The sequence below is a fragment of the Coprobacter sp. genome (assembly GCF_982436375.1).
In genome coordinates this window covers 1-20,016 of sequence record NZ_CEWDCG010000001.1, presented here as the reverse complement: position 1 = coordinate 20,016, position 20,016 = coordinate 1, and the positions used below count along the sequence as shown (strand labels likewise).

At 39.2% G+C, this 20,016-nt stretch carries 17 protein-coding genes and 1 tRNA gene; 8 read left to right on the top strand and 10 right to left on the bottom strand.

Translation table 11 applies throughout. The annotated features are described in order from the left end of the window. Nucleotides 1-2: 2 nt before the first annotated feature. The 3 genes from folP to AC1WHX_RS00080 form a co-directional block, all read right to left on the bottom strand. On the bottom strand, nucleotides 3-863 hold the full coding sequence (gene folP, locus AC1WHX_RS00090) for a dihydropteroate synthase (RefSeq protein ID WP_009319166.1): 861 nt from the start codon (nucleotides 861-863) through the stop codon (nucleotides 3-5). A 158-nt stretch (nucleotides 864-1,021) separates the two neighbouring features. Continuing rightward, nucleotides 1,022-1,357: a hypothetical protein gene (locus AC1WHX_RS00085; protein WP_122304062.1), complete on the bottom strand. Its 336-nt coding sequence runs from the start codon at nucleotides 1,355-1,357 to the stop codon at nucleotides 1,022-1,024. After that, nucleotides 1,358-2,701, bottom strand: a complete 1,344-nt coding sequence (locus AC1WHX_RS00080; RefSeq protein WP_302545123.1) for a sodium-dependent transporter — start codon at nucleotides 2,699-2,701, stop codon at nucleotides 1,358-1,360. Nucleotides 2,702-3,065: 364 nt separating this feature from the next. Here AC1WHX_RS00080 and AC1WHX_RS00075 point away from each other — a divergent pair, with 364 nt between their 5' ends. Further along, entirely contained in the window at nucleotides 3,066-3,473 is a 408-nt protein-coding gene (locus tag AC1WHX_RS00075) for a VanZ family protein (RefSeq protein ID WP_122304060.1), read from the top strand. Between the two features lie 81 nt (nucleotides 3,474-3,554). Here AC1WHX_RS00075 and AC1WHX_RS00070 read toward each other — a convergent pair whose 3' ends face one another. The 5 genes from AC1WHX_RS00070 to AC1WHX_RS00050 form a co-directional block, all read right to left on the bottom strand. Beyond that, on the bottom strand, nucleotides 3,555-4,571 hold the full coding sequence (locus AC1WHX_RS00070) for a glycosyl transferase family 90 (protein WP_438359274.1): 1,017 nt from the start codon (nucleotides 4,569-4,571) through the stop codon (nucleotides 3,555-3,557). A gap of 672 nt (nucleotides 4,572-5,243) precedes the next feature. Continuing rightward, nucleotides 5,244-5,325: transfer RNA gene (locus AC1WHX_RS00065), tRNA-Leu, on the bottom strand. Nucleotides 5,326-5,386: 61 nt separating this feature from the next. Then, nucleotides 5,387-6,403, bottom strand: coding sequence for a S41 family peptidase (locus AC1WHX_RS00060; RefSeq protein ID WP_009319171.1), 1,017 nt, complete (start codon nucleotides 6,401-6,403; stop codon nucleotides 5,387-5,389). A 113-nt stretch (nucleotides 6,404-6,516) separates the two neighbouring features. Further along, nucleotides 6,517-7,395 (bottom strand): DUF3316 domain-containing protein, encoded by an 879-nt coding sequence (locus tag AC1WHX_RS00055; RefSeq protein WP_022390494.1) that lies wholly within the window; start codon nucleotides 7,393-7,395, stop codon nucleotides 6,517-6,519. A gap of 2 nt (nucleotides 7,396-7,397) precedes the next feature. Continuing rightward, nucleotides 7,398-10,091: a DNA gyrase/topoisomerase IV subunit A gene (locus AC1WHX_RS00050; RefSeq protein ID WP_302545125.1), complete on the bottom strand. Its 2,694-nt coding sequence runs from the start codon at nucleotides 10,089-10,091 to the stop codon at nucleotides 7,398-7,400. Between the two features lie 241 nt (nucleotides 10,092-10,332). On the opposite strand from AC1WHX_RS00050, the gene AC1WHX_RS00045 reads away from it, so the two are divergent. From AC1WHX_RS00045 to AC1WHX_RS00030, 4 genes are all read left to right on the top strand, one after another. Continuing rightward, a complete protein-coding gene (locus tag AC1WHX_RS00045) occupies nucleotides 10,333-11,883 on the top strand; it encodes a glycine--tRNA ligase (protein ID WP_009319174.1) in 1,551 nt (516 codons plus the stop codon). An 11-nt stretch (nucleotides 11,884-11,894) separates the two neighbouring features. Further along, nucleotides 11,895-12,485 carry a LemA family protein gene (locus tag AC1WHX_RS00040; protein ID WP_022390492.1) on the top strand — a complete coding sequence of 197 codons (591 nt, stop codon included), beginning with the start codon at nucleotides 11,895-11,897 and terminating at the stop codon, nucleotides 12,483-12,485. 26 nt (nucleotides 12,486-12,511) lie between these two features. Continuing rightward, nucleotides 12,512-13,057 carry a BamJ family beta-barrel-assembly machinery protein gene (gene bamJ / locus AC1WHX_RS00035; protein ID WP_122337375.1) on the top strand — a complete coding sequence of 182 codons (546 nt, stop codon included), beginning with the start codon at nucleotides 12,512-12,514 and terminating at the stop codon, nucleotides 13,055-13,057. A 214-nt stretch (nucleotides 13,058-13,271) separates the two neighbouring features. Then, nucleotides 13,272-13,856 carry a hypothetical protein gene (locus AC1WHX_RS00030; RefSeq protein ID WP_122337374.1) on the top strand — a complete coding sequence of 195 codons (585 nt, stop codon included), beginning with the start codon at nucleotides 13,272-13,274 and terminating at the stop codon, nucleotides 13,854-13,856. A 310-nt stretch (nucleotides 13,857-14,166) separates the two neighbouring features. Here the strand turns inward: AC1WHX_RS00030 and AC1WHX_RS00025 are convergent, their stop codons facing one another. After that, the gene (locus AC1WHX_RS00025; RefSeq protein WP_009319178.1) at nucleotides 14,167-14,367 is read right to left on the bottom strand and encodes a PG1828 family lipoprotein; all 201 of its coding nucleotides are present in this window, start codon (nucleotides 14,365-14,367) and stop codon (nucleotides 14,167-14,169) included. A gap of 130 nt (nucleotides 14,368-14,497) precedes the next feature. Beyond that, a complete protein-coding gene (locus AC1WHX_RS00020) occupies nucleotides 14,498-16,171 on the bottom strand; it encodes an AMP-binding protein (RefSeq protein ID WP_009319179.1) in 1,674 nt (557 codons plus the stop codon). Between the two features lie 148 nt (nucleotides 16,172-16,319). Between AC1WHX_RS00020 and mtaB the strand changes: the two genes are divergently transcribed. From mtaB to AC1WHX_RS00005, 3 genes are read left to right on the top strand one after another with little or no spacing between them, the layout of a single operon-like run. Continuing rightward, nucleotides 16,320-17,645 (top strand): tRNA (N(6)-L-threonylcarbamoyladenosine(37)-C(2))-methylthiotransferase MtaB, encoded by a 1,326-nt coding sequence (mtaB, locus tag AC1WHX_RS00015; RefSeq protein ID WP_022390490.1) that lies wholly within the window; start codon nucleotides 16,320-16,322, stop codon nucleotides 17,643-17,645. Between the two features lie 10 nt (nucleotides 17,646-17,655). Then, nucleotides 17,656-18,552 carry a lysophospholipid acyltransferase family protein gene (locus tag AC1WHX_RS00010; protein ID WP_009319181.1) on the top strand — a complete coding sequence of 299 codons (897 nt, stop codon included), beginning with the start codon at nucleotides 17,656-17,658 and terminating at the stop codon, nucleotides 18,550-18,552. A 34-nt stretch (nucleotides 18,553-18,586) separates the two neighbouring features. Continuing rightward, nucleotides 18,587-19,603 (top strand): glycosyltransferase family 2 protein, encoded by a 1,017-nt coding sequence (locus AC1WHX_RS00005; protein ID WP_288640089.1) that lies wholly within the window; start codon nucleotides 18,587-18,589, stop codon nucleotides 19,601-19,603. The last annotated feature ends 413 nt before the right edge of the window (nucleotides 19,604-20,016 follow it).

Sequence of the window (20,016 nt, the reverse complement as noted above, 5' to 3'; positions counted from 1 at the left end):
AACTATCTTGTTGTTAAAGTTTTCGTAACGATCTTCACTGTTTCCACAGCTTCTTTGACATCATGTACACGTAATATATCCGCACCTCCCAACAAAGCAAGAGTATTCAGTACAGTCGTACCGTTCAGGCTCTCTTCCGGAGATGTTCCCAACAATTTATAGATCATGGATTTTCGAGATATTCCTGCCAAGACAGGGAATCCCAACACTTGGAACTCAGACAATCCATTCATCAATAAATAGTTATCATCTAACGTTTTACTAAATCCGAAGCCGGGGTCTATAATAATATCATTCACACCCATCAACCGGAGTTTATCCGTCTTTTCAGAAAAATACATCAACAAATCGGCAATGATGTCACCATAATTCGTATATTCCTGCATGGTTCGGGGAGTTCCGCGCATGTGCATCAATATATACGGTACTCCGAGAGAAGCAACAGTTTCAAACATCTTATCATCCAGTTCTCCTCCCGATATATCATTAATCATCGTCACTCCGAATTCCTCTACACAACGACGGGCTACCTCTGCACGAAAGGTATCTACAGAAATATAAACATCCGGATATACCGACCGAATCAGCGAAAGAGCTCGTGATAAACGGTTCATCTCTTCTTCTTCCGGGACATCCTCTGCCTGAGGTCGAGAAGAGTAAGCCCCTATATCGATAATCGCACCACCCTGTTCGACAATCTCTCTCGCACGAGATATTACAGCAGTTTCAGTATTACAACGACTTCCAGCATAAAACGAATCGGGAGTAACATTTAATATCCCCATTACCAAAGGCGGAGTCAGAGCTACCACATCTCCGTTCAGGTTTATAGTAAATGAAGGTTTGTCGCAAACAACATTCATAAACGATCTTTTTATTTATAATGAACGAAGATAGACCTTTTTATTTAAAAAGTCTATCCGAGACAATGTATATTTTCGTACAAATTACAAAATAGGCTTTCTTCATAATTCGAAATTCTAACTATTTGCTTATTTACGTAAGCACAGAACTCCACTACTCAATTTCCGGAATTCTGATTTTGCACGGTATTCTCTAAAGATTCCCGTTCGACTGGAGCGAACGATTGCTCTTGAGGACGATATATAGGAGTTACTTTCTTTTTAACAGAATTTTTCTTATGCCGAATAGTATCCTTCTTGATTGAAATTTGCTTCTTAAAGTCCGATATTTCGGTTTCGAACTGCTCGAAATCGGAAGTCTCCGGCTCAGCCTGTCTTGTTGTACCATAAAAACGCACGACAAGAAGTATCGCAATGCTGCATAATAATAAGATTACGGCAAAACGTTCTCCTCGACTGAAATTCCAAAAACGATATTTTTCAGGTTCCTTCATCTAAAATAATCCAAGTCCGGATAAAAAAATCAAAAATATAGCTACGGGTGCGACAAAGCGCATACAAAACATCAATATACCAAAATACCATACACGAGAAACCCCGTGATTACTTAATTCTTCTTTTATAAATTGCCGGTCGAGTTTCCATCCGACAAATATAGAGATAAGCATTCCTCCTGCAGGCAACAATATATTCGAAGCTAAAAAATCACAAAAATTAAATATGGAAAAACCTAAAATATAAAAATCGCTCAACGGGCCGAATGACAATGAACAAAGAGTACTCATCACCAGACAGATAAAAATGAGAATTTGCGATGCTCGACGACGTGTAAAATGAAATTCCTCATGCAAAAAAGCGATAGCGACTTCACACAACGAAATAGTAGAGGTCAGAGCTGCAACCGTAATAAGCACGAAGAATAATACAGACCAAATATAAGCGCCCGGTATTTGTTGAAATACATTCGGCAATGTAATAAAAATCAACTCCGGACCTTGAGAAGGGCTTATTCCAAAAGAAAACACCGCCGGGAAAATAATGACTCCGGCCAATACAGCGACAAAAGTATCTAAAGAAGCTACCGTAACCGCTGTCTTAGGCAACGAAGTTTTATCGGAAAAATATGAAGCATACGTTATCAGCGTGCCCATTCCTAAACTCAATGAAAAAAATGCCTGCCCCATAGCCCGTAACACTACTCCTGAATCGATCTTCGAAAAATCCGGATGAAACAAGAAAGAAAGCCCTTCCTTTGCTCCGGGCAAGAAGAGCGACCGTACGCAAAAAGCTATCAATATTACAAAAAGTAATGGCATTAAAATATTAGAAGCACGCTCTATCCCGTCACTGACCCCTCTTGAAACAATAAAATAATTCATCCCGAGAAATAGAGATATCCAAAATAACGGACGAATAGGCGATGCCGTAAATTCGGTAAAAGCAGTAGCAAAATATTCGGGGCTTTTCTGACTCATCCCGAAAGTAGCCGCCTGATAAACATAATCTAATGTCCATCCGGCAATCACAGAATAAAAACCCATAATAAACACCGGAGCAAATACCCCCATATACCCAATGATATTCCAATGTGTTCCGGGAGCTAATTTCAAGAACGAACGGTTCACATTTGCCTTGGCACTACGTCCTACGACAAACTCGGCAAGCATGACAGGCAATCCTAAAAACAATACACAAAGAATATACACCAACAGAAATGCAGCACCCCCGTTTTGCCCGGTTTCGTAAGGAAACCTCCAAATATTTCCCAATCCGACAGAAGATCCCACAGTAGCAGCAATAACACCCAATTTTGTAACAAATGTCGCTCGTTTTGCCATAAACTCCCAGTTTAAATTACATTAATACAAAAATAACATTTATATATCTTTTTATCACATTTAACCCCATAAAAATTAATTCTTGCAACAAATCAGAATAAATAAGAAGCAAAAAAGAAGCTAAAGTGCGTAAAAAACAAAATTCGCCATATAAAATATACTATCTTTGCAACATCAGAGTTTGTCTAAATTTTGATCGGTTCAGGCTAAAAAAGTTCTTTCCGGGAATTTCTGTTCTTACGCAAATGATAGCGAGCTATCTGACAAGTGAAAACGGGAAAACAGATCAAAAAAAACACGAAGATGACCTGACAATATTTTCTTATCGGAAAATTTAGACAGACACTTAATCAATATAACAATTATGAAAGTAATACGGTTTTTATCGAGGTTTATTCCTACAATGCTGGTAGGTATCACTATATTATATCTTTCTCTTTCTCATGTTACCTCTCCATATAATGTACCCAACATACAGAATTTAGACAAAATAGTTCATTTTACAATGTATATGGGATTAGTTTCCGTTTTTTGCTTCGACGTGTATCGTTCCAGTTGGCTTTCACGCTATGACGGATCTATACTGCTATCGGGATGGATACTTGCCGTTTTATGGGGTGGTCTGATGGAACTATTCCAAAAATACTTTACTGAATACCGAACAGCCGACTGGTTCGACTTTTTAGCAAACACGGTGGGCGCTTTCGCAGGGATCTTAATAGGGGTTTTCATTATACGCCCCCTCATTCGACGATACAAAAAAAACAAATAAAAGACAAAACGCCCCTATTCTATAACCAAATACTCAGAGCCTGTCCCAAAGCCCTCTTAAACAAAATTTTTCCGATTATTTTCAAAATGTCACCGAATTGGTTTCTTCAAAATATTTTTTCAAAACAAACAAAGAAACAAGTCTTTCTCTTTCCGGATCTTTAAACTGCTCTACATATTCATGTGCATGTCTAATAATCTCTTCTGCTTCTTGAGGATGTGCAATATAGTAATTAAGCCGCTCTTCCAAATCCGAAAAATCAGGCTTGATCTCTACATAATGATAATTCGAGATGAGTCTCCCTTCCATAAACCATGTCTCACATGTAGGTCGAGGCATAACGGCCAATGAATTAGACGACATCACCCATTTCAAATTACTTGCTACATCATTCCCCTCCAAAGACAAGATAAATTTATAATCAAGGTGTTGTCGCAATGTCATTTTTTCCACTATCCACTGCTTATTCGGATGCCGCCCTTTGATCTCCCCCAGATTGCACATAGGGTGTCCCCAATATTTTTCAAGAAATCGATAACGATTTTCTTTAAACCCATTTGTCCCGGGTACTCCGATTTTTCCACGAAAAACCACCATATTTTTCTTTTCTACAAAGCTTTTTTCGTCTTTGATAAAAATAAAATGGCGAACTTTATCCAATTTCATGATAACCGAATTCTCATTACCCGCTACAAGAGGCCGGCTTTTAACAATAGACGGAATGTTCGGAACAGAAACCAAGTCACCCGGGCATAACTTCCACTTCAAAGATTGAGGAAACCAACGAGTATATTCGAAAGTATCGAAAAAATAAACCTTCTGTTTACACATCGGCTGCCTCCTCAAGGGTATAAGTTCATCCCTCCAACTATCATAAGCCGCAGATAAAGATAAGGAATCTCTATCAAGTTGATTATAATAGTTTACACGCTGCATAATATAGTCTTTATCTGTCGATTTATTTAATTTTTCCAGCTCCTTTTTCAACCGAATTCGAAAAAAGAACTTAGGAATCATCAACCTCAGATAATTAACCCCATAATACACAAATTTGGGATTTTTCCCATTTCGCAATAAATAGGAAAATTTAGAATTTATCATAAAACCCGATTTAGCATTCAAAAAAATATGAATGTGATCCTATTTCCAATAACAGCATCAGTATAAACATACTTACTCAACGACACGATCAACTATCTATATTTTCCATGATCGCAATCAAAACCGCAAAAAAATAACTTAGATTGCGACGAGGCAAACCTACATCTCCTCTTTTTTACAACAAAGATAGAAATTATCTCTACCTTAACAAACATTTGTATGCATTAGGTTAATATTGTGCTATTCTGCCATATTAGAAGCTGTTCAAATTCTGTATAGGGATTTTTTGAGAATGATTTTTCGAAAGTGTTTTTCATCCGATAAAAAGCGAACAAGCATGTAGGTATACAGAAATTGGAAAACATACCCCCGAAAGAGAAATTAATAGAGCACAAATATTCAGGGAATAAAAGCCTGTTTAAATTTTGCCCGGGTCAGGTTTTGAGAATTTCTTCCGAGTATGTTTTTCTGTTTTTAGGAGGATGATAGCGGGCTATCTGACGAGGGAAAACGGGGAAAAAGATCGGAAGAAAACGTAAAATGAGCTGATAGTATTTTTTATTGGGAAATTTAAACAGACGCTAAATACCCAAAATTTCTTTTTAAAGCTTAGCCGGCCCGGACTAACTAAAAAAACAAAAGCCTGCAGAATATTTTCTACAGGCTTTGTGCGGATGAAGGGACTCGAACCCCCACGGCTTTCGCCACTAGATCCTAAGTCTAGCGCGGCTACCAATTACGCCACATCCGCGTTTTGCTCTGCAAAGGTAATCGAAGTTTATGAATTTGCAAACATTATTCGCTTTTTTTCCTCATTTACCTCCAGACATAATCCATTCCTTCGCACGTTCTATGATCGCATCCCGATCTGGAGTATCTGCCATATTCACAAAAATATCGGGAGCAATCCCAAATTCAGTGTGTTCTTTATTAACATTATAAATGGGAGAAGCGGAAAAACGCACCGACCAGCCGTTCGGCAATTCAGAAGATACAGGAAGACCGCTTCCTCCTCCGGTATAATCTCCTATAATTTTTACTTGCGGCAACTCTTTCATTACCGATACAAAATTATTCGTTGCACTATAACAACGGCGATTTGTCAGTACGGCAACGGGCTTCAGATAATGTATCCGATCAGAAGGAGCTGTTTCTAACCTGATTTCATGAAAATCGGAGAAGGCATCATGAGCCGGACCGGTTTTATGCCGAATATAACCGCAAATCCGATCTTCTGTAATAAAACGAGAGGCTATACGATTTACTGTCGTCAGTATTCCTCCGCTATTGTCTCTCACATCGATAATAATCCCGTCACAAGACGAAAATGCAGCAAATATCTGATCCAGATTACTCTCTCCCACTCCTGAAGAAAAACTCGCATAATATATATATCCGATGTTCGTATTTGCTAAAATACGATATTTCATACCTCCGGCTATTTGATAATCGGGCTGCTGCAAATAATATTTATTGACAATCTCTTCATTAAAGTTTACCGGATAGTCTTCGAACCATTTCCAATACCGGGCCATATCGAACGAAGAGGATAGGTTCACATGCCCGTCTTGCAACTCCGCCAGCATATCCGCCAATACACCGAACAACTCCTCATCTGTCATATTCTGTGCAATTCGCGACCGATAACGTTGATGAACTTCATTCCAGTCTATATTTTTATAATCGAAAAAACAATATCTTTCGTCCATAATAGACCACAAAGCCTCAAAATTACCTTCCGGATCATCTGTAAAATCCGATTCGGGAATACAAGAAGAAAAAAGAAACAACATCCCGAACGAACAAACCATAAAAATCCGGTTAAGCATTTTACAAACTTTACCTCGCAAAAACACATTAGAGGAAAAATATTCCGCCATATCCCGACATTCGAGAATATATTTAAAAAGTATCCGCCCTTTGACTATCATAGTATACCATATCAATAAAATGCAGAAATCGAAGAAGCTGCCGACATCACTTTTCTACGCTGACTACGTGTTACAAACTCCGTTGCGATTCCGACAGTAAATACATGTGTGTACATTTTATAAACCAAATGATTCTGGTGTGTAGAACGCAGCCGGTTTTTATACCCGATGCGCACGGCACTTCTTCCTACCGGAAAATCGACGGTAAACATATTACTCATATCGAACTGATTATGAAAAGAGCCGAAATGGACAATACCCTTCGTATTCCCGAGACTGAACATCTCATAATAAGTTTGTCCGTATCCGGGACAAAAAAATGTCCCTATAAAAGGTAAAGACATTGAATAACGGAGCGTAATCGGATAACCGGATACACGCCACGTATAAACGGCCATACCGGAAACTCCTGCATTGACCGAAGCCTTTGCCGCCGCCGGATTATTAGAATTTCTGAGATTATATATTCCGCCGACATTTGTACTCAACTCCCCACCTCCCAACAATTTTAACTTACAAGGCAAACGGAAAATCCGATACAACCCGAAAGAATAATCAAACATACCGGTAATCATCATGCCGTTTCCGGGACGATTCCGAGTAGTTGAAAAATCGACTTCGAAAAGATGCCGTGCAGCCAATCGCCCGGCACCGAAAGGAGCTACTCTCATTCTTTCGTGCCCGATGCCCACATCAAGACCGCTATACCGATTGATCGACAAATAAGTGTCGTAAACCTGATTATTTCCGACAGAGAAATAAGTTGAAGCGACAACCGGACGAACAATTTTCACCGAATCGTTATCTCTTTCAACAGCCTGTATGATATTTTTTCCGAATAGGAAAAACATCATTAAAATAAACATGCTTCGGTACTGCCGGATTCCCATTCTTAAAATAATTTCATTTGACCGGTAATTTCATCCAATATATCGCTGTTTCCTTCACTCTGATAGTCTGTAACCGCATCCGTATCATCCGGTAACTCGGCTTCCGGAACTTCTGGCTGCGGAATCTCCTTACGCAAAGGTTCTAATTCATTGATTGTCTCTACCGTATAGGTAGATATACGCTTACCTTTTGCCTTAAAGCTTTTCACGCCAATAAACTCCTCCGCATCGATTATCAACGGGTCTCGGAATGCATCATTCCCTCCGAACACCACTTCAAAGCGGGGAAACGATTCATCAGTAAGTAAAATCAAAGATGATTTAGGGTTCTCACCCAAAAAATTTTGCTTCTTTTGAGTCGGCTCTAACTTGAATCGTTTCAAATAAGGATATCCTTGATCTGCATCATTTAAAGCCGCAGTCCACGTCTTACCGGAATCATACTTCTCTATAATCATAATATCCGCTTCATAATGGTTAGTCGCATCAAAAGAAGTGGTACAAAAATCTCCGTTCTTCATAATCACAAGAATCTGGTCGTTCCCGTGAAATTCACCCAGATACTCTCCCCGCCCATCATAATTAAGACGCAAAATATCCCGATCGAACCAAACCTGCCGTCCTCCTAACGTAGAACCGCCTTTTTCTTTCAAAGAGATTTTATGTATCTCATTTTTAGTTACGATATTCCCCATAGACTGCCGCCCTTTGATCGCAATGTCGCTAAAGTCTTTATCGATGAACAGACACTTAAGTCGAGGTTTGGGTTTAAATGTAATTTTCAATATTTCAGCTTCACCATTCGGATTTGCAGTAAACCAAACAACCCGAGATCCCGGTTTTCCTTGGGTCAAATCATACTCTTTGTCACGAGTCACACCGGTCACGGCAAAACGCTTGATATAATGAAGACCGTCTTTCCCGTCACGATATATGACATTATAGATGGTTCGGGTATCGTTTTTCTTGAATACATTGATATACAACACATTTTTCCCGATAAACATTTTCTCGCTTACCCGAACGACCTTATACTTGCCGTCTTTATAAAAGATAATTATATCATCTATATCCGAACAATTACAAATAAACTCGTCTTTCTTGAGTCCGGTTCCCATAAAGCCCTCCTCACGGTTGATATACAATTTTTCATTTGCTTCGACTACCTTAGTGGCTTCGATCGTATCGAAACTCCGGATTACCGTCCGCCGAGGATAATTCTTTCCATATTTACTCTTCAATGCTTCATACCAGCGAATCGTATAATCTACGATATGAGCCAAATGATTCTCTATCTCTTCGATATCCGTCTTTATCGCAGCAATCTGCTCTTCAGCTTTCTCGGAGTTAAATTTAAGGATACGTCCCATTTTTATCTCCATAAGCTTTAAAATATCCTCTCGGGTAACCTCTCTGACAAACGAAGGTTTAAAAGGCTCTATTCTTTTATCGATATGCGCCACGGCAATATCCATAGAGGTACTGTCCTCAAAAGCTTTATCTTTATAAATCCGCTCTTCGATAAATATCTTTTCCAACGAAGCAAAATGAAGAGTCTCTTCCAACTCGTGTTTTTGAATGCTCAACTCTTCCCCCAGCAACCGCACCGTATTATCGACGCTGCGCCGAAGGACATCGCTCACCGTCAAAAAATGAGGCTTACTGTCACAAATCACACAACAATTCGGAGAAATACTTACTTCACAATCGGTAAACGCATATAGCGCGTCGATAGCCTTATCAGAAGAAGTACCCGGGATCAAATGCACCAATATTTCAGCATGCTGAGCCGTATTATCATCTACTTTGCGGATTTTTATTTTACCCTTTTCCAAAGCTTTCAGGATAGAATCAATCAATGTCGACGTCGTTTTTCCGTAAGGGATTTCGGTAATTGCCAAAGTCCGGTTATCCCGTTTCTCGACTTTAGCCCGAACTTTTACAGAACCGCCACGCTCTCCGTCATTATAACGGGTCACATCGATAAATCCGCCCGTCTGAAAATCCGGGAACAGTTCAAAAGGTTCATTCCTCAGATAAGCTATTGCAGCATCCAATATCTCATTAAAATTATGAGGCAATATCTTTGATGACAATCCTACCGCAATCCCTTCGACTCCTTGAGCCAATAATAACGGAAATTTAACCGGAAGCGTTATAGGTTCTTTATTCCGCCCGTCATACGAGGGCTTCCATTGCGTAGTTTTGGGATTAAACACGACATCGAGAGCAAATTTCGATAACCGCGCCTCGATATAACGAGGAGCTGCAGCACTATCTCCTGTCAATATATTCCCCCAATTTCCCTGACAGTCGATCAACAGGTCTTTCTGCCCCAATTGCACCAAAGCATCCCCGATAGAAGCATCTCCGTGAGGATGGAACTGCATTGTATGTCCGACAATATTCGCAACTTTATTATAACGCCCGTCATCCAATCGTTTCATTGAGTGAAGAATACGTCTCTGTACCGGTTTTAAACCGTCCTCCAAATGAGGAACTGCCCGTTCGAGGATTACATACGAAGCATAATCCAGAAACCAGCTTTGGTACATTCCCGTCAATTGATATTTAAAATCCGGCTTATCGCCTCCCGGCACTTTATAAGACGAATGGCTATTCTCTTCCGCCACATCGTTGCTTGACGCATCAAATTGATCATCAGCAGGAATCAGCTCTTTATCTTCTTCACTCATGAATCTAAAATATCTGTGTTTTTAACGCTCGAATCATATCGTCAATTTCCCTGAAGTTTCAAAATCTGCGGTTTTAACATTTTTATCAGCTTAATAACGACATGCTCATGCAAAAATACAAATTAAATCGAAAAAAATCATTTACTTTGCGCTTTATTAGCCTCAGAATCGAGGTTATAAACAATCTTTTTTTAAGTAAACCGACATAAAGATATAAAAGATATAAAACATAACTAAAGATATGGCACAACAAGAAGACGTTTTTAAAAAACTGGTATCGCACTGTAAAGAATACGGTTTTGTTTTCCCGTCCAGCGAAATTTATGACGGACTCGCTGCAGTCTATGACTACGGACAAATGGGTGTAGAACTGAAAAACAATATAAAAAAATATTGGTGGGACAGTATGGTATTGCTCCACGAAAATATCGTCGGTATCGACTCTGCTATTTTCATGCATCCGACAATCTGGAAAGCATCAGGACACGTAGATGCATTCAACGACCCACTGATAGATAACAAAGACTCTAAAAAACGTTATCGCGCAGACGTCCTGATCGAAGACCAATTGGCAAAAATGGACGAGAAGATCGAAAAAGAGGTTGAAAAAGCGGCGAAACGGTTCGGAGAATCGTTTGATGAAGCGTTGTTCAGACAAACCAATCCCCGCGTACAAGAGCATGTAGCAAAACGAGAAGAATTGCACAGTCGATTCGCTAAAGCAATGAATGACAACAACCTCGAAGAGTTGCGCCAGATCATCCTCGATTATGAAATCGTTTGCCCGATCAGCGGAACAAAAAACTGGACGGATGTACGTCAGTTCAATCTGATGTTCTCCACAGAAATGGGATCTACTTCTGATGGAGCAATGAAGGTATATTTGCGTCCCGAAACTGCTCAAGGGATATTCGTAAACTACCTGAACGTACAAAAAACAGGCCGCATGCGCATTCCTTTCGGAATCGCTCAAATAGGGAAAGCATTCCGTAATGAAATAGTAGCTCGGCAATTTATATTCCGCATGCGTGAATTCGAGCAGATGGAAATGCAATTTTTCGTACGCCCGGGACAAGAGCTCGAATGGTTTAAAACATGGAAAGAAATACGGCTCAAATGGCACAAAGCGCTGGGATTAGGAGACCATAAATACCGATTCCATGATCATGACAAGCTGGCACATTATGCAAACGCCGCTACCGACATCGAATTCGAAATGCCTTTCGGATTCAAGGAAGTCGAAGGTATCCACTCCCGTACCAATTTCGATTTGGGAAGTCATGAAAAATATTCAGGGAAAAAACTCCAATATTTTGATCCCGAACTGAACGAGTCTTACACTCCTTATGTTATCGAAACATCCATCGGTGTAGACCGCATGTTCCTCAGTATCATGGCTGCAGCTTATTGCGAAGAAAAACTCGAAAACGGAGAGTCTCGTGTAGTATTGAAATTACCTGCACCTTTAGCTCCGGTAAAACTCGCAGTCTTACCTTTAGTAAAGAAAGACGGACTGCCTGAAAAAGCTCGGGAAATCATTGATACACTGAAATTCGATTTCAAATGCCAATACGACGAAAAAGATTCTATCGGAAAAAGATATCGACGTCAAGATGCAATCGGAACTCCGTTCTGCGTCACCGTAGATCATGATTCTCTTCAGGACAACATGGTCACGATCCGTCATCGCGATACGATGGAGCAGCAGCGTGTCCCTATCGATCAATTGGCACAAATCATCGGAGAACAGGTTAGTTTAAAGTCTCTGTTAAAAAAAATCGTTGAAAAATAAATAACGGATATATGAAAAAATCTCTTATCGTCTTAATAAGTATCCTTGCCTTGCTGGTAATCATTATCGGCTACGGAATATCGATAAACAACAAAATGGTAAATGCCGATGAAGCCGTAATGTCTCAATGGGCAAAAGTAGAAAATCAGTACCAGCGCCGGGCAGATCTGATCCCGAATCTCGTAAATACAGTCAAAGGGTATGCTTCTCACGAGAAAGAGACTCTCGACGCTGTGGTAAATGCCCGGGCTAAAGCCACACAGGTTACAATCAGCCCCGACAACCTAAACGAAGCTTCTTTGCAAAAATATCAGGCTGCCCAAGGTGAACTGAGCCAAGCTTTAGGGCGGCTGTTAATGGTAACGGAGAATTATCCCGACCTGAAAGCAAACCAGAACTTTCTGGAACTACAAGCACAACTTGAAGGGACAGAAAACCGCATTTCTACCGAACGGACAAGATATACAGACATGGTACGGGACTACAACGCCATGATACGTCGTTTTCCTGCGAGCATTATAGCCGGAATAGGCGGATTTGACAAAAAACCTCAATTTACAGCCGAAGCCGGAGCTGAAAAAGCACCGGAAGTAAAATTTTAATTGATAAATAAAAAGGAATAAAAACGATGAAAAAATTTCCGGGAATTATAATATTACTGATTGTCGTTTTCATAATGTCTTGTAAAGACGATGAAGAAGACACATGGACACAATATCAGAAATGGAGAAATGAAAATGCGGCCTACTTCAATCAGAAAAGGGCAGAAACGGATGAAAACGGATTTCCGGTTTACACAGAAATTTATCCGGTTTGGGATCCGGGAAGTTTTATTCTGATGAAAACATACAAAAAAGGTGATGGAACAAAACCCGCTCCGCTAAACAACAGCACTGTAAAATTCATGTATAAAGGAATGCTGTATAACGGCACAGCTTTCGACTCGACTTATCTTTATACCGACAGTGCAACCACCGGAAGAGTAGATCAATTCATACAAGGATTTCAGATTGCTCTCACGAGTATGCAACCCGGCGACAGTTGTCAGGTAATTATTCCTCAAAACTTAGGATATGGAGCAGAAATGTCTTCTTCAGTCATATTGCCTTATTCCACCTTGATTTTCAATATCAAGCTGATAGACGTTCTCGGTTATGAACATCAAGTTCCTTAAAAAAATAAAAGATTACAAATAAGTAAAGAGGGGCAATTTAATTTCGCCCCTCTTTACCATTTTAATAATATATTCTTTATTAAACTTTTATCCCCAATTAATCTTAATCGAGCATAGACTTATAGATAATACCTTTTATTTAATAAACTTCCACGGAACAGATTTTGTATCATAAAAAACTTCAGAAGACAACACCATCTATAACAACATTTATATGAGAAAAATTATACTTATTCTATTCTTTATATTATCTCTAAACATTCACGCGCAAAAAGGAAGTAGTCAATTTTCTTTCTTTGGAGGATATGAACATTTTCCTGAGTTATGGGAAAGTAAAGGATATAATGTTGGAGTTGAGTTCAAGCATTATTTGAATAATCATATTTATGTCTTGGCAAACTTCCACGCAGGAATCAATGACGGAAGCAAAACTACAAATTATACAAAAGGCGACATTAATTACAACTTTCCCTTGACAAATAGTGTCAGAGACTATATGTTAGGCTTTGGTTTAGGTGGAGATTTATTACAAAAAAACAGGCATAAAATCTATATGCAAGGAACAGCCGGTATCGGTTCATCAGAGCAATATAAAGACGGAATCATATTATCTCCGGGAGGAGCTTACGACATGATCAAAACCTTTGAAGAAAAATCCACTCGATTTGCAATCTCAGTATCAGCTGGTTATGATTACCAATTAACAAAATGGCTAAGCGTTGGTGCTAATTATACAGGATGGCAAATCGGATATGAATATAAAAATTCCATAAATGCCAAATTAGGAATTAAATTCTAATAAGTAAAACTTTTCTTATAAACAAGAAGCCTCTGGCAAAATAACTTGCTGGAGGCTTTACTGTTTTAGGAGATAGAAAAATTACAATAAAAATGACTTACGAGATGATACTAGACAGGCATCTTCATACACAATCTTACTGTTTAAAGACATTTGCCGAATATTACTCGGTAAAGACGTCAATATTCAGATAATCGCTTGATCGTCCCAAGCTAATCTTATTATTCCATATCGGCAAAATTCTTTCAAAAAAAATAGAGCAGCTCTTCTCAGAACCACTCTATTACTCCTTTTTGTTCTTATCGCTAAATTATTCAGCAACAACTGCAGCTGAATCAACGATAGCAGCTGAGTCAGCAGCTACAGAATCAACGATTACAGTTTCTTCTACTACAGAAATAGAATCAACCATAGTTGAATCAGCGCTAGTAGCGTCGCTAGTAGTTTTAGAAGAACAAGCTGCAAATGACATTGCAAATGCAACAGCGAAGAACAAGACTAACTTTTTCATTTTCTTTAAATTAAATATAAAACAATAAATTATTGCTTCAAAAACGGTTCAAAGGTATAGATTATTTTCTAATGTTGTATCACCTGAACTCATTTTTTTTCAAAAAAGTCAACTTTTTTCTTCAGAAATGCTATATCGGAGAAAAATTTGTATAAAGATACCGTTTTATACTCCGTTTCGGAGTTTTCTCAAATTCAGTCGGATAAAGATGAATTTTAGCGATTTGTTCATAAGGAGCAACCTCCTTATTTAAATTTTTCCGAATTTCCTCCATTGCTACCGGCAAATCTTCATTCGCAATTCCATAATCATCAACAGCCTCATAGTCAGGATATACCAAAGCGACCAAACGTCCATCCTTTTCAATAACAAGGCTTTCCATTATAAACGGCATATTATTCAATTTCGACTCGATCTCCTCCGGATAGATATTTTGCCCGCTCGCCCCCAAAATCATTGTTTTGTAACGACCCTTTATAAATATGGTATCATCGTTATTCACCGTACCCATATCGCCGGTATGCAACCAACCATCCTTATCGATCACCTTTTCGGTCGCTTCCTGATTTTTATAATAACCGGCCATTACGTTCTCACCTCGTACACAAATTTCTCCCGGAATCAGCTCGGGATCAGAAGAGTCGATCTTCACTTGCATATATCCTTCAAGAATTCGTCCAGAAGAACGTGGTATAAATTCAGAATGGTGAGTATAACTGATCAAAGGACCGCATTCTGTCATTCCATAACCGACAGTAAACGGAAATTTAATACGATGCAAAAAAGCCTCAACTTCGGCATTTAAAGGAGCGCCTCCGACAATTACCTGCTCAAAACGTCCACCGAAAGCATCCACCAGTTTTTTTCGTACCTGCCCATAAATACGGGAGTCGAGCAACGGAACATTAAGAGCCCATTTCAACGGACGTTTATTCAACATCGGCAATATCTGCTTCCGATATATCTTTTCTAATATCAGAGGCACGCAAATAATAAGATTAGGCTTTACCTCTTCCAATGCTTTCAACAATATTTTAGGCGAAGGAATTTTCCCCAATAACGTAATGTGCGTGCCGACAGCCAAAGGTACTAACAAATCAAATGCACATCCGTAAGCATGTGCCAAAGGTAAAAATGAAAGACATTTACTTCCTGAAAAATGAAGTTTCGAAGATATTCCGAAACACACATTTCCTCCGAGATTATTTCCCGTAAGCATTACCCCTTTACTAAAACCGGTCGTTCCCGAAGTATAATTAATCAAGATTACCTTGTCATTAGTTAATTCGGCAAAACGGACATCGTCTCTCGTAAAACCCTTAGGATATGCTTTTTTAAACAACTTATCCATATCACCCAAACATTGAGTAATACATTCTCCGTCCCGCTGATCAAGACAAGTATAATCCACCAAAGAAATAGTCGCGCGTAATTGGCTCAGTTTATCCACTTCGAGATTTTCCCAAATCAAATCTCCGGCAAAAAGCAAAACAGAATCTGAATGATTAACAATATGCTGAACATCATTTGCATTAAAATCCTGCAATATCGGAACGATAATCGCTCCATAAGAAACCGTAGCCATAAAAGCTATACACCATCGGGGGGTATTACGGCCGACAAGAGCAATCTTGTCCCCACGCCTAATCTGACAATATTTAAATAACAGATGCAAACGGGCTATTTGCTCTGCAACTTCTCCATAAGTAAAAGTTTCTCTCGTATTATAATCGGTCAATGCAGGCAGATCCCAATTTTCCTTAAAACTTTTCTCATAGATTTTGATAAAATTTTCCTCGATCATGGCAAATTAAGTTATGTCGAACTGCAAATTTATAATGAATAGTTGGTATTCTCCCTATAATATAGCTAAGGAATGTTACAGCACCGACACTTTTTGCCTTAAAATGACTAACTTTGTTTCGTTTTTAATATGAATTACAGTCTCATTAATGGTCGATCATACAATTTTTGAAAATAAAACAGCAGTTTATTATACATTAGGATGTAAACTCAATTTTGCTGAAACTTCCGCGATTGGAAAGATTCTGGAAGAACAGGGAATCCGCAAAGCCAGAAACGGAGAAAAAGCTGACATCTGTATTATCAACACCTGTTCGGTAACAGAATTAGCCGACAAAAAATGCCGGCAAACCATTCGAAAAATCGCCCGACAAAACCCAGGGGCATTTATAGTAGTAACCGGATGTTATGCCCAACTGAAGCCCGAAGAAATAGCACATATTCCCGATGTAGATCTGGTTCTCGGAGCAGAACAAAAACTAAATATATTAGATTATCTGGATGATCTGCATAAACAAAAGGGTAACGGAACGATCATCACCACGCAAAGTCAAGACATACGGACTTTCAGTCCCTCCTGTTCTCGAGGAGACCGAACCCGCTATTTCTTGAAAGTACAGGACGGTTGCGACTATTACTGCACTTATTGCACTATTCCTTTTGCAAGAGGCAGAAGTAGAAACGGATCGATCGCAGAAATGGTAAAGCAAGCTGAAACTGTCGCAGCATCAGGCGGAAAAGAGATCGTTCTTACCGGAGTAAACATAGGGGATTTCGGTAAATCGACCGGAGAATCATTTTTCGATCTGGTAAAAGCTTTAGATCGGGTAGAAGGTATAGAACGTTACCGGATTTCTTCCATAGAACCTAATTTACTTACCGATGAGATCATCAATTATGTTGCAACGTCCCGCCGTTTCGCTCCTCACTTCCATATACCGTTGCAATCGGGAAGCGACGAGGTACTTAAACTGATGCATCGCCGATACGATACCGCACTCTTCAAGAGCAAGATACAAAAAATCAAATCTGTAATGCCCGATGCATTTATAGGAGTCGATCTCATTGTCGGAGTGAGAGGTGAAACCGAACAATTCTTCAACGAAGCTGTTCGATTTGTTTATGGGCTCGATATTTCTCAGTTGCACGTATTTACTTACTCAGAACGACCCAATACACAAGCTCTTAAAATCGATCATGTAGTAAATCCCCAAGAAAAACACGAACGATGTAAAAAGATGCTTGAGATCTCCGAAAAAAAGACACACGAATTCTATTCATCCCAAATAGGAAAAACGAGACCTGTTTTATTCGAGCACCCTAAAAAAGGAGCGCCTATGCACGGATTCACAGACAACTATATCCGCGTCGAGATGCCTTACGAGAAAAACAGGGTAAACACGACATGCAAAATATTATTAGGAGACTTCAATGAAACAGGAGATGCTCTTACCGTAACACGAATTATCGAATAAACCCGTAGATATGAAAAAAGAAACATCCGAAAATATCCTCTATTTTCCGTTGTATTTCTATTTTTGGCTACATGCTCTGTTACCGCTGAAAATATTATACATATTATCCGATATCCTATTTTTTCCGATGTTCTACATAGTACGTTACCGGAGAAAACTGGTATATCAAAATATGAAAGACTCATTTCCTGAAAAAAGCGAAAAAGAAATCCGTCGGATGGAAAAAGCTTTTTACCATCACTTCTGCGACTATATCGTAGAAACGATCAAATTACTCCATATCTCCGACAAAGAGACTCGAAAAAGGGTAAAATTCCACAATACAGAAGCATTACAGGAAATTGTCGATAACGGAGGTTCATGCCTGATGCTGCTCGGACATTACGGCAACTGGGAATTTGTTCCGTCCGTCACTCTCTGGATGCGTAAAGGAAGCGTAATTTTCGCACAAATATATCGTCCTCTGAAAAACAAATGGTTCGATCGTTTCTTTCTCAAACTTCGGGGAAGATACCATTCCGAATGTATTGCCAAACAAGACACGCTAAGAAGTATTTTACGCTATAAATCCTCAGGCAGACCGTCTATCACCGGATTTATGGCAGACCAAACTCCTTCTCCGGCAAACATACACCATTGGGTAAATTTCTTGAACCATGATACTCCGGTATTTACCGGAGTCGAAAAAATCGCCCACAAAGTCGGCTTCTCCGTTTTTTATTTCGATGTCGAAAAAATAAAAAGAGGATATTATTCCGTAACAATCCGGGAAATATCTAAAAATCCGAAAGAGACCGAAGAATTCGAAATTACGAACAAATATATGGAAATGATGGAAACAACAATACTTCGTGCGCCGGAATATTGGTTATGGACTCATAATCGTTGGAAACATAAACGCTCCTGATAACCGATTTATCAAACTTATAAAAATTTCTCTTTTGAAAAAAGTTGCAGTCATCATATTGAATTGGAACGGATTGGCTCTTCTGGAAAAGTTTCTTCCGTCCGTGTGCCGATATACGAATCCCGAATTGGCGGACATTATCATTGCAGACAACGGATCTGACGATAATTCTATCGCATGGATACAGAAAAATCACCCCGAAGTAAAAATCATGGCATTCCCGCAAAATTACGGGTATGCCGAAGGATATAACAGAGCCATCAAAGCACTCGAATACGAATACGTAGTATTATTGAACTCGGACGTAGAAGCCACACCTGCATGGATAGAACCGCTTGTCGAATACTGTGACAAAAATAGAGACGTTGCTGCCTGCCAGCCGAAATTGAAAGCATACCGACAAAAAGATTGTTTTGAATATGCCGGTGCGGCCGGAGGATTTCTCGACCGATATGGCTACGCTTTCTGCCGGGGCAGGATATTCGACACGATAGAAAAAGATTACGGACAATATGATTCGATAACCGATATATTCTGGGCTACCGGAGCGTGTCTATTTATCCGGAGGGCAGAATACTTGAATGCCGGCGGTCTCGATGCCGATTTCTTTGCACACATGGAAGAAATCGATCTTTGCTGGAGAGTACATCTTATGGGCAAACGAATTGTAATTATCCCGCAAAGTACCGTCTACCATCTGGGAGGAGGAACACTAAACGCCTCGAACCCCCGAAAGACATATCTCAATTTCAGGAATAATCTATTAATGCTTTATAAGAATCTTCCTCTCAAAGAAGGAAAATCTTTATTATTCATCCGCAGACTTATGGACACGGCAGCAATGGGAAAATTCCTTTTATCGGGAGAGTGGGAAAACGTAAAAGCCGTATGGAAAGCTCATATAGACTACCGAAAAATGAAAAAACGGTATAACTCCCAGCCGAGAACCAACCTGCTTAAAAACTTTCCTGAAACTAACCGGAACATTACCGTAGATTATTTTCTCAAAAAAAAAAGATTTTTTGAGAAAATAAATTCAAAAAAACAATAGCGCCTATTTTTTTAATACCTCATAAGTCTTGTTATATTCCCAATATTTCCCGGCCACACGACAACAACATTTCTGTTTCTTTCTCAGATTGCCCTTCCGCATAGAAACGAATGATATCCTCAGTTTCAGAACTTCGAATAAGTAACCACCTACAAGGACCTAACAAAAATTTAATACCATTGACAATATTTCTACTACTACAAAATGATTGTATACCAAACACTCTAAATCCATTGATCATTCGCGGTGAATTCAAAAATAGTTGAGGTAACAGATCATTTTTATTTTCATATCTGTATACTAAATCCATACGGTTATAATAAATCTGTCCGAGAGTAGACAATTTTCTCTTGAAATATATAATCCGCAAATCGAAATGTTCGCGCGTTTCAAAATGAAAAGTTCATTTCACA

What these genes read in the sequence shown, in the direction of transcription:
- AC1WHX_RS00040 (WP_022390492.1), top strand. Translation starts at nt 11,895, where the DNA reads ATGAAAAAATCTCTTATCGTCTTAATAAGTATCCTTGCCTTGCTGGTA.
- AC1WHX_RS00045 (WP_009319174.1), top strand. Translation starts at nt 10,333, where the DNA reads ATGGCACAACAAGAAGACGTTTTTAAAAAACTGGTATCGCACTGTAAA.
- AC1WHX_RS00050 (WP_302545125.1), bottom strand. Translation starts at nt 10,091, where the DNA reads ATGAGTGAAGAAGATAAAGAGCTGATTCCTGCTGATGATCAATTTGAT.
- AC1WHX_RS00055 (WP_022390494.1), bottom strand. Translation starts at nt 7,395, where the DNA reads ATGGGAATCCGGCAGTACCGAAGCATGTTTATTTTAATGATGTTTTTC.
- folP (WP_009319166.1), bottom strand. Translation starts at nt 863, where the DNA reads ATGAATGTTGTTTGCGACAAACCTTCATTTACTATAAACCTGAACGGA.
- AC1WHX_RS00080 (WP_302545123.1), bottom strand. Translation starts at nt 2,701, where the DNA reads ATGGCAAAACGAGCGACATTTGTTACAAAATTGGGTGTTATTGCTGCT.
- AC1WHX_RS00025 (WP_009319178.1), bottom strand. Translation starts at nt 14,367, where the DNA reads ATGAAAAAGTTAGTCTTGTTCTTCGCTGTTGCATTTGCAATGTCATTT.
- mtaB (WP_022390490.1), top strand. Translation starts at nt 16,320, where the DNA reads ATGGTCGATCATACAATTTTTGAAAATAAAACAGCAGTTTATTATACA.
- AC1WHX_RS00060 (WP_009319171.1), bottom strand. Translation starts at nt 6,403, where the DNA reads ATGCTTAACCGGATTTTTATGGTTTGTTCGTTCGGGATGTTGTTTCTT.
- AC1WHX_RS00085 (WP_122304062.1), bottom strand. Translation starts at nt 1,357, where the DNA reads ATGAAGGAACCTGAAAAATATCGTTTTTGGAATTTCAGTCGAGGAGAA.
- bamJ (WP_122337375.1), top strand. Translation starts at nt 12,512, where the DNA reads ATGAAAAAATTTCCGGGAATTATAATATTACTGATTGTCGTTTTCATA.
- AC1WHX_RS00020 (WP_009319179.1), bottom strand. Translation starts at nt 16,171, where the DNA reads ATGATCGAGGAAAATTTTATCAAAATCTATGAGAAAAGTTTTAAGGAA.
- AC1WHX_RS00075 (WP_122304060.1), top strand. Translation starts at nt 3,066, where the DNA reads ATGAAAGTAATACGGTTTTTATCGAGGTTTATTCCTACAATGCTGGTA.
- AC1WHX_RS00010 (WP_009319181.1), top strand. Translation starts at nt 17,656, where the DNA reads ATGAAAAAAGAAACATCCGAAAATATCCTCTATTTTCCGTTGTATTTC.
- AC1WHX_RS00030 (WP_122337374.1), top strand. Translation starts at nt 13,272, where the DNA reads ATGAGAAAAATTATACTTATTCTATTCTTTATATTATCTCTAAACATT.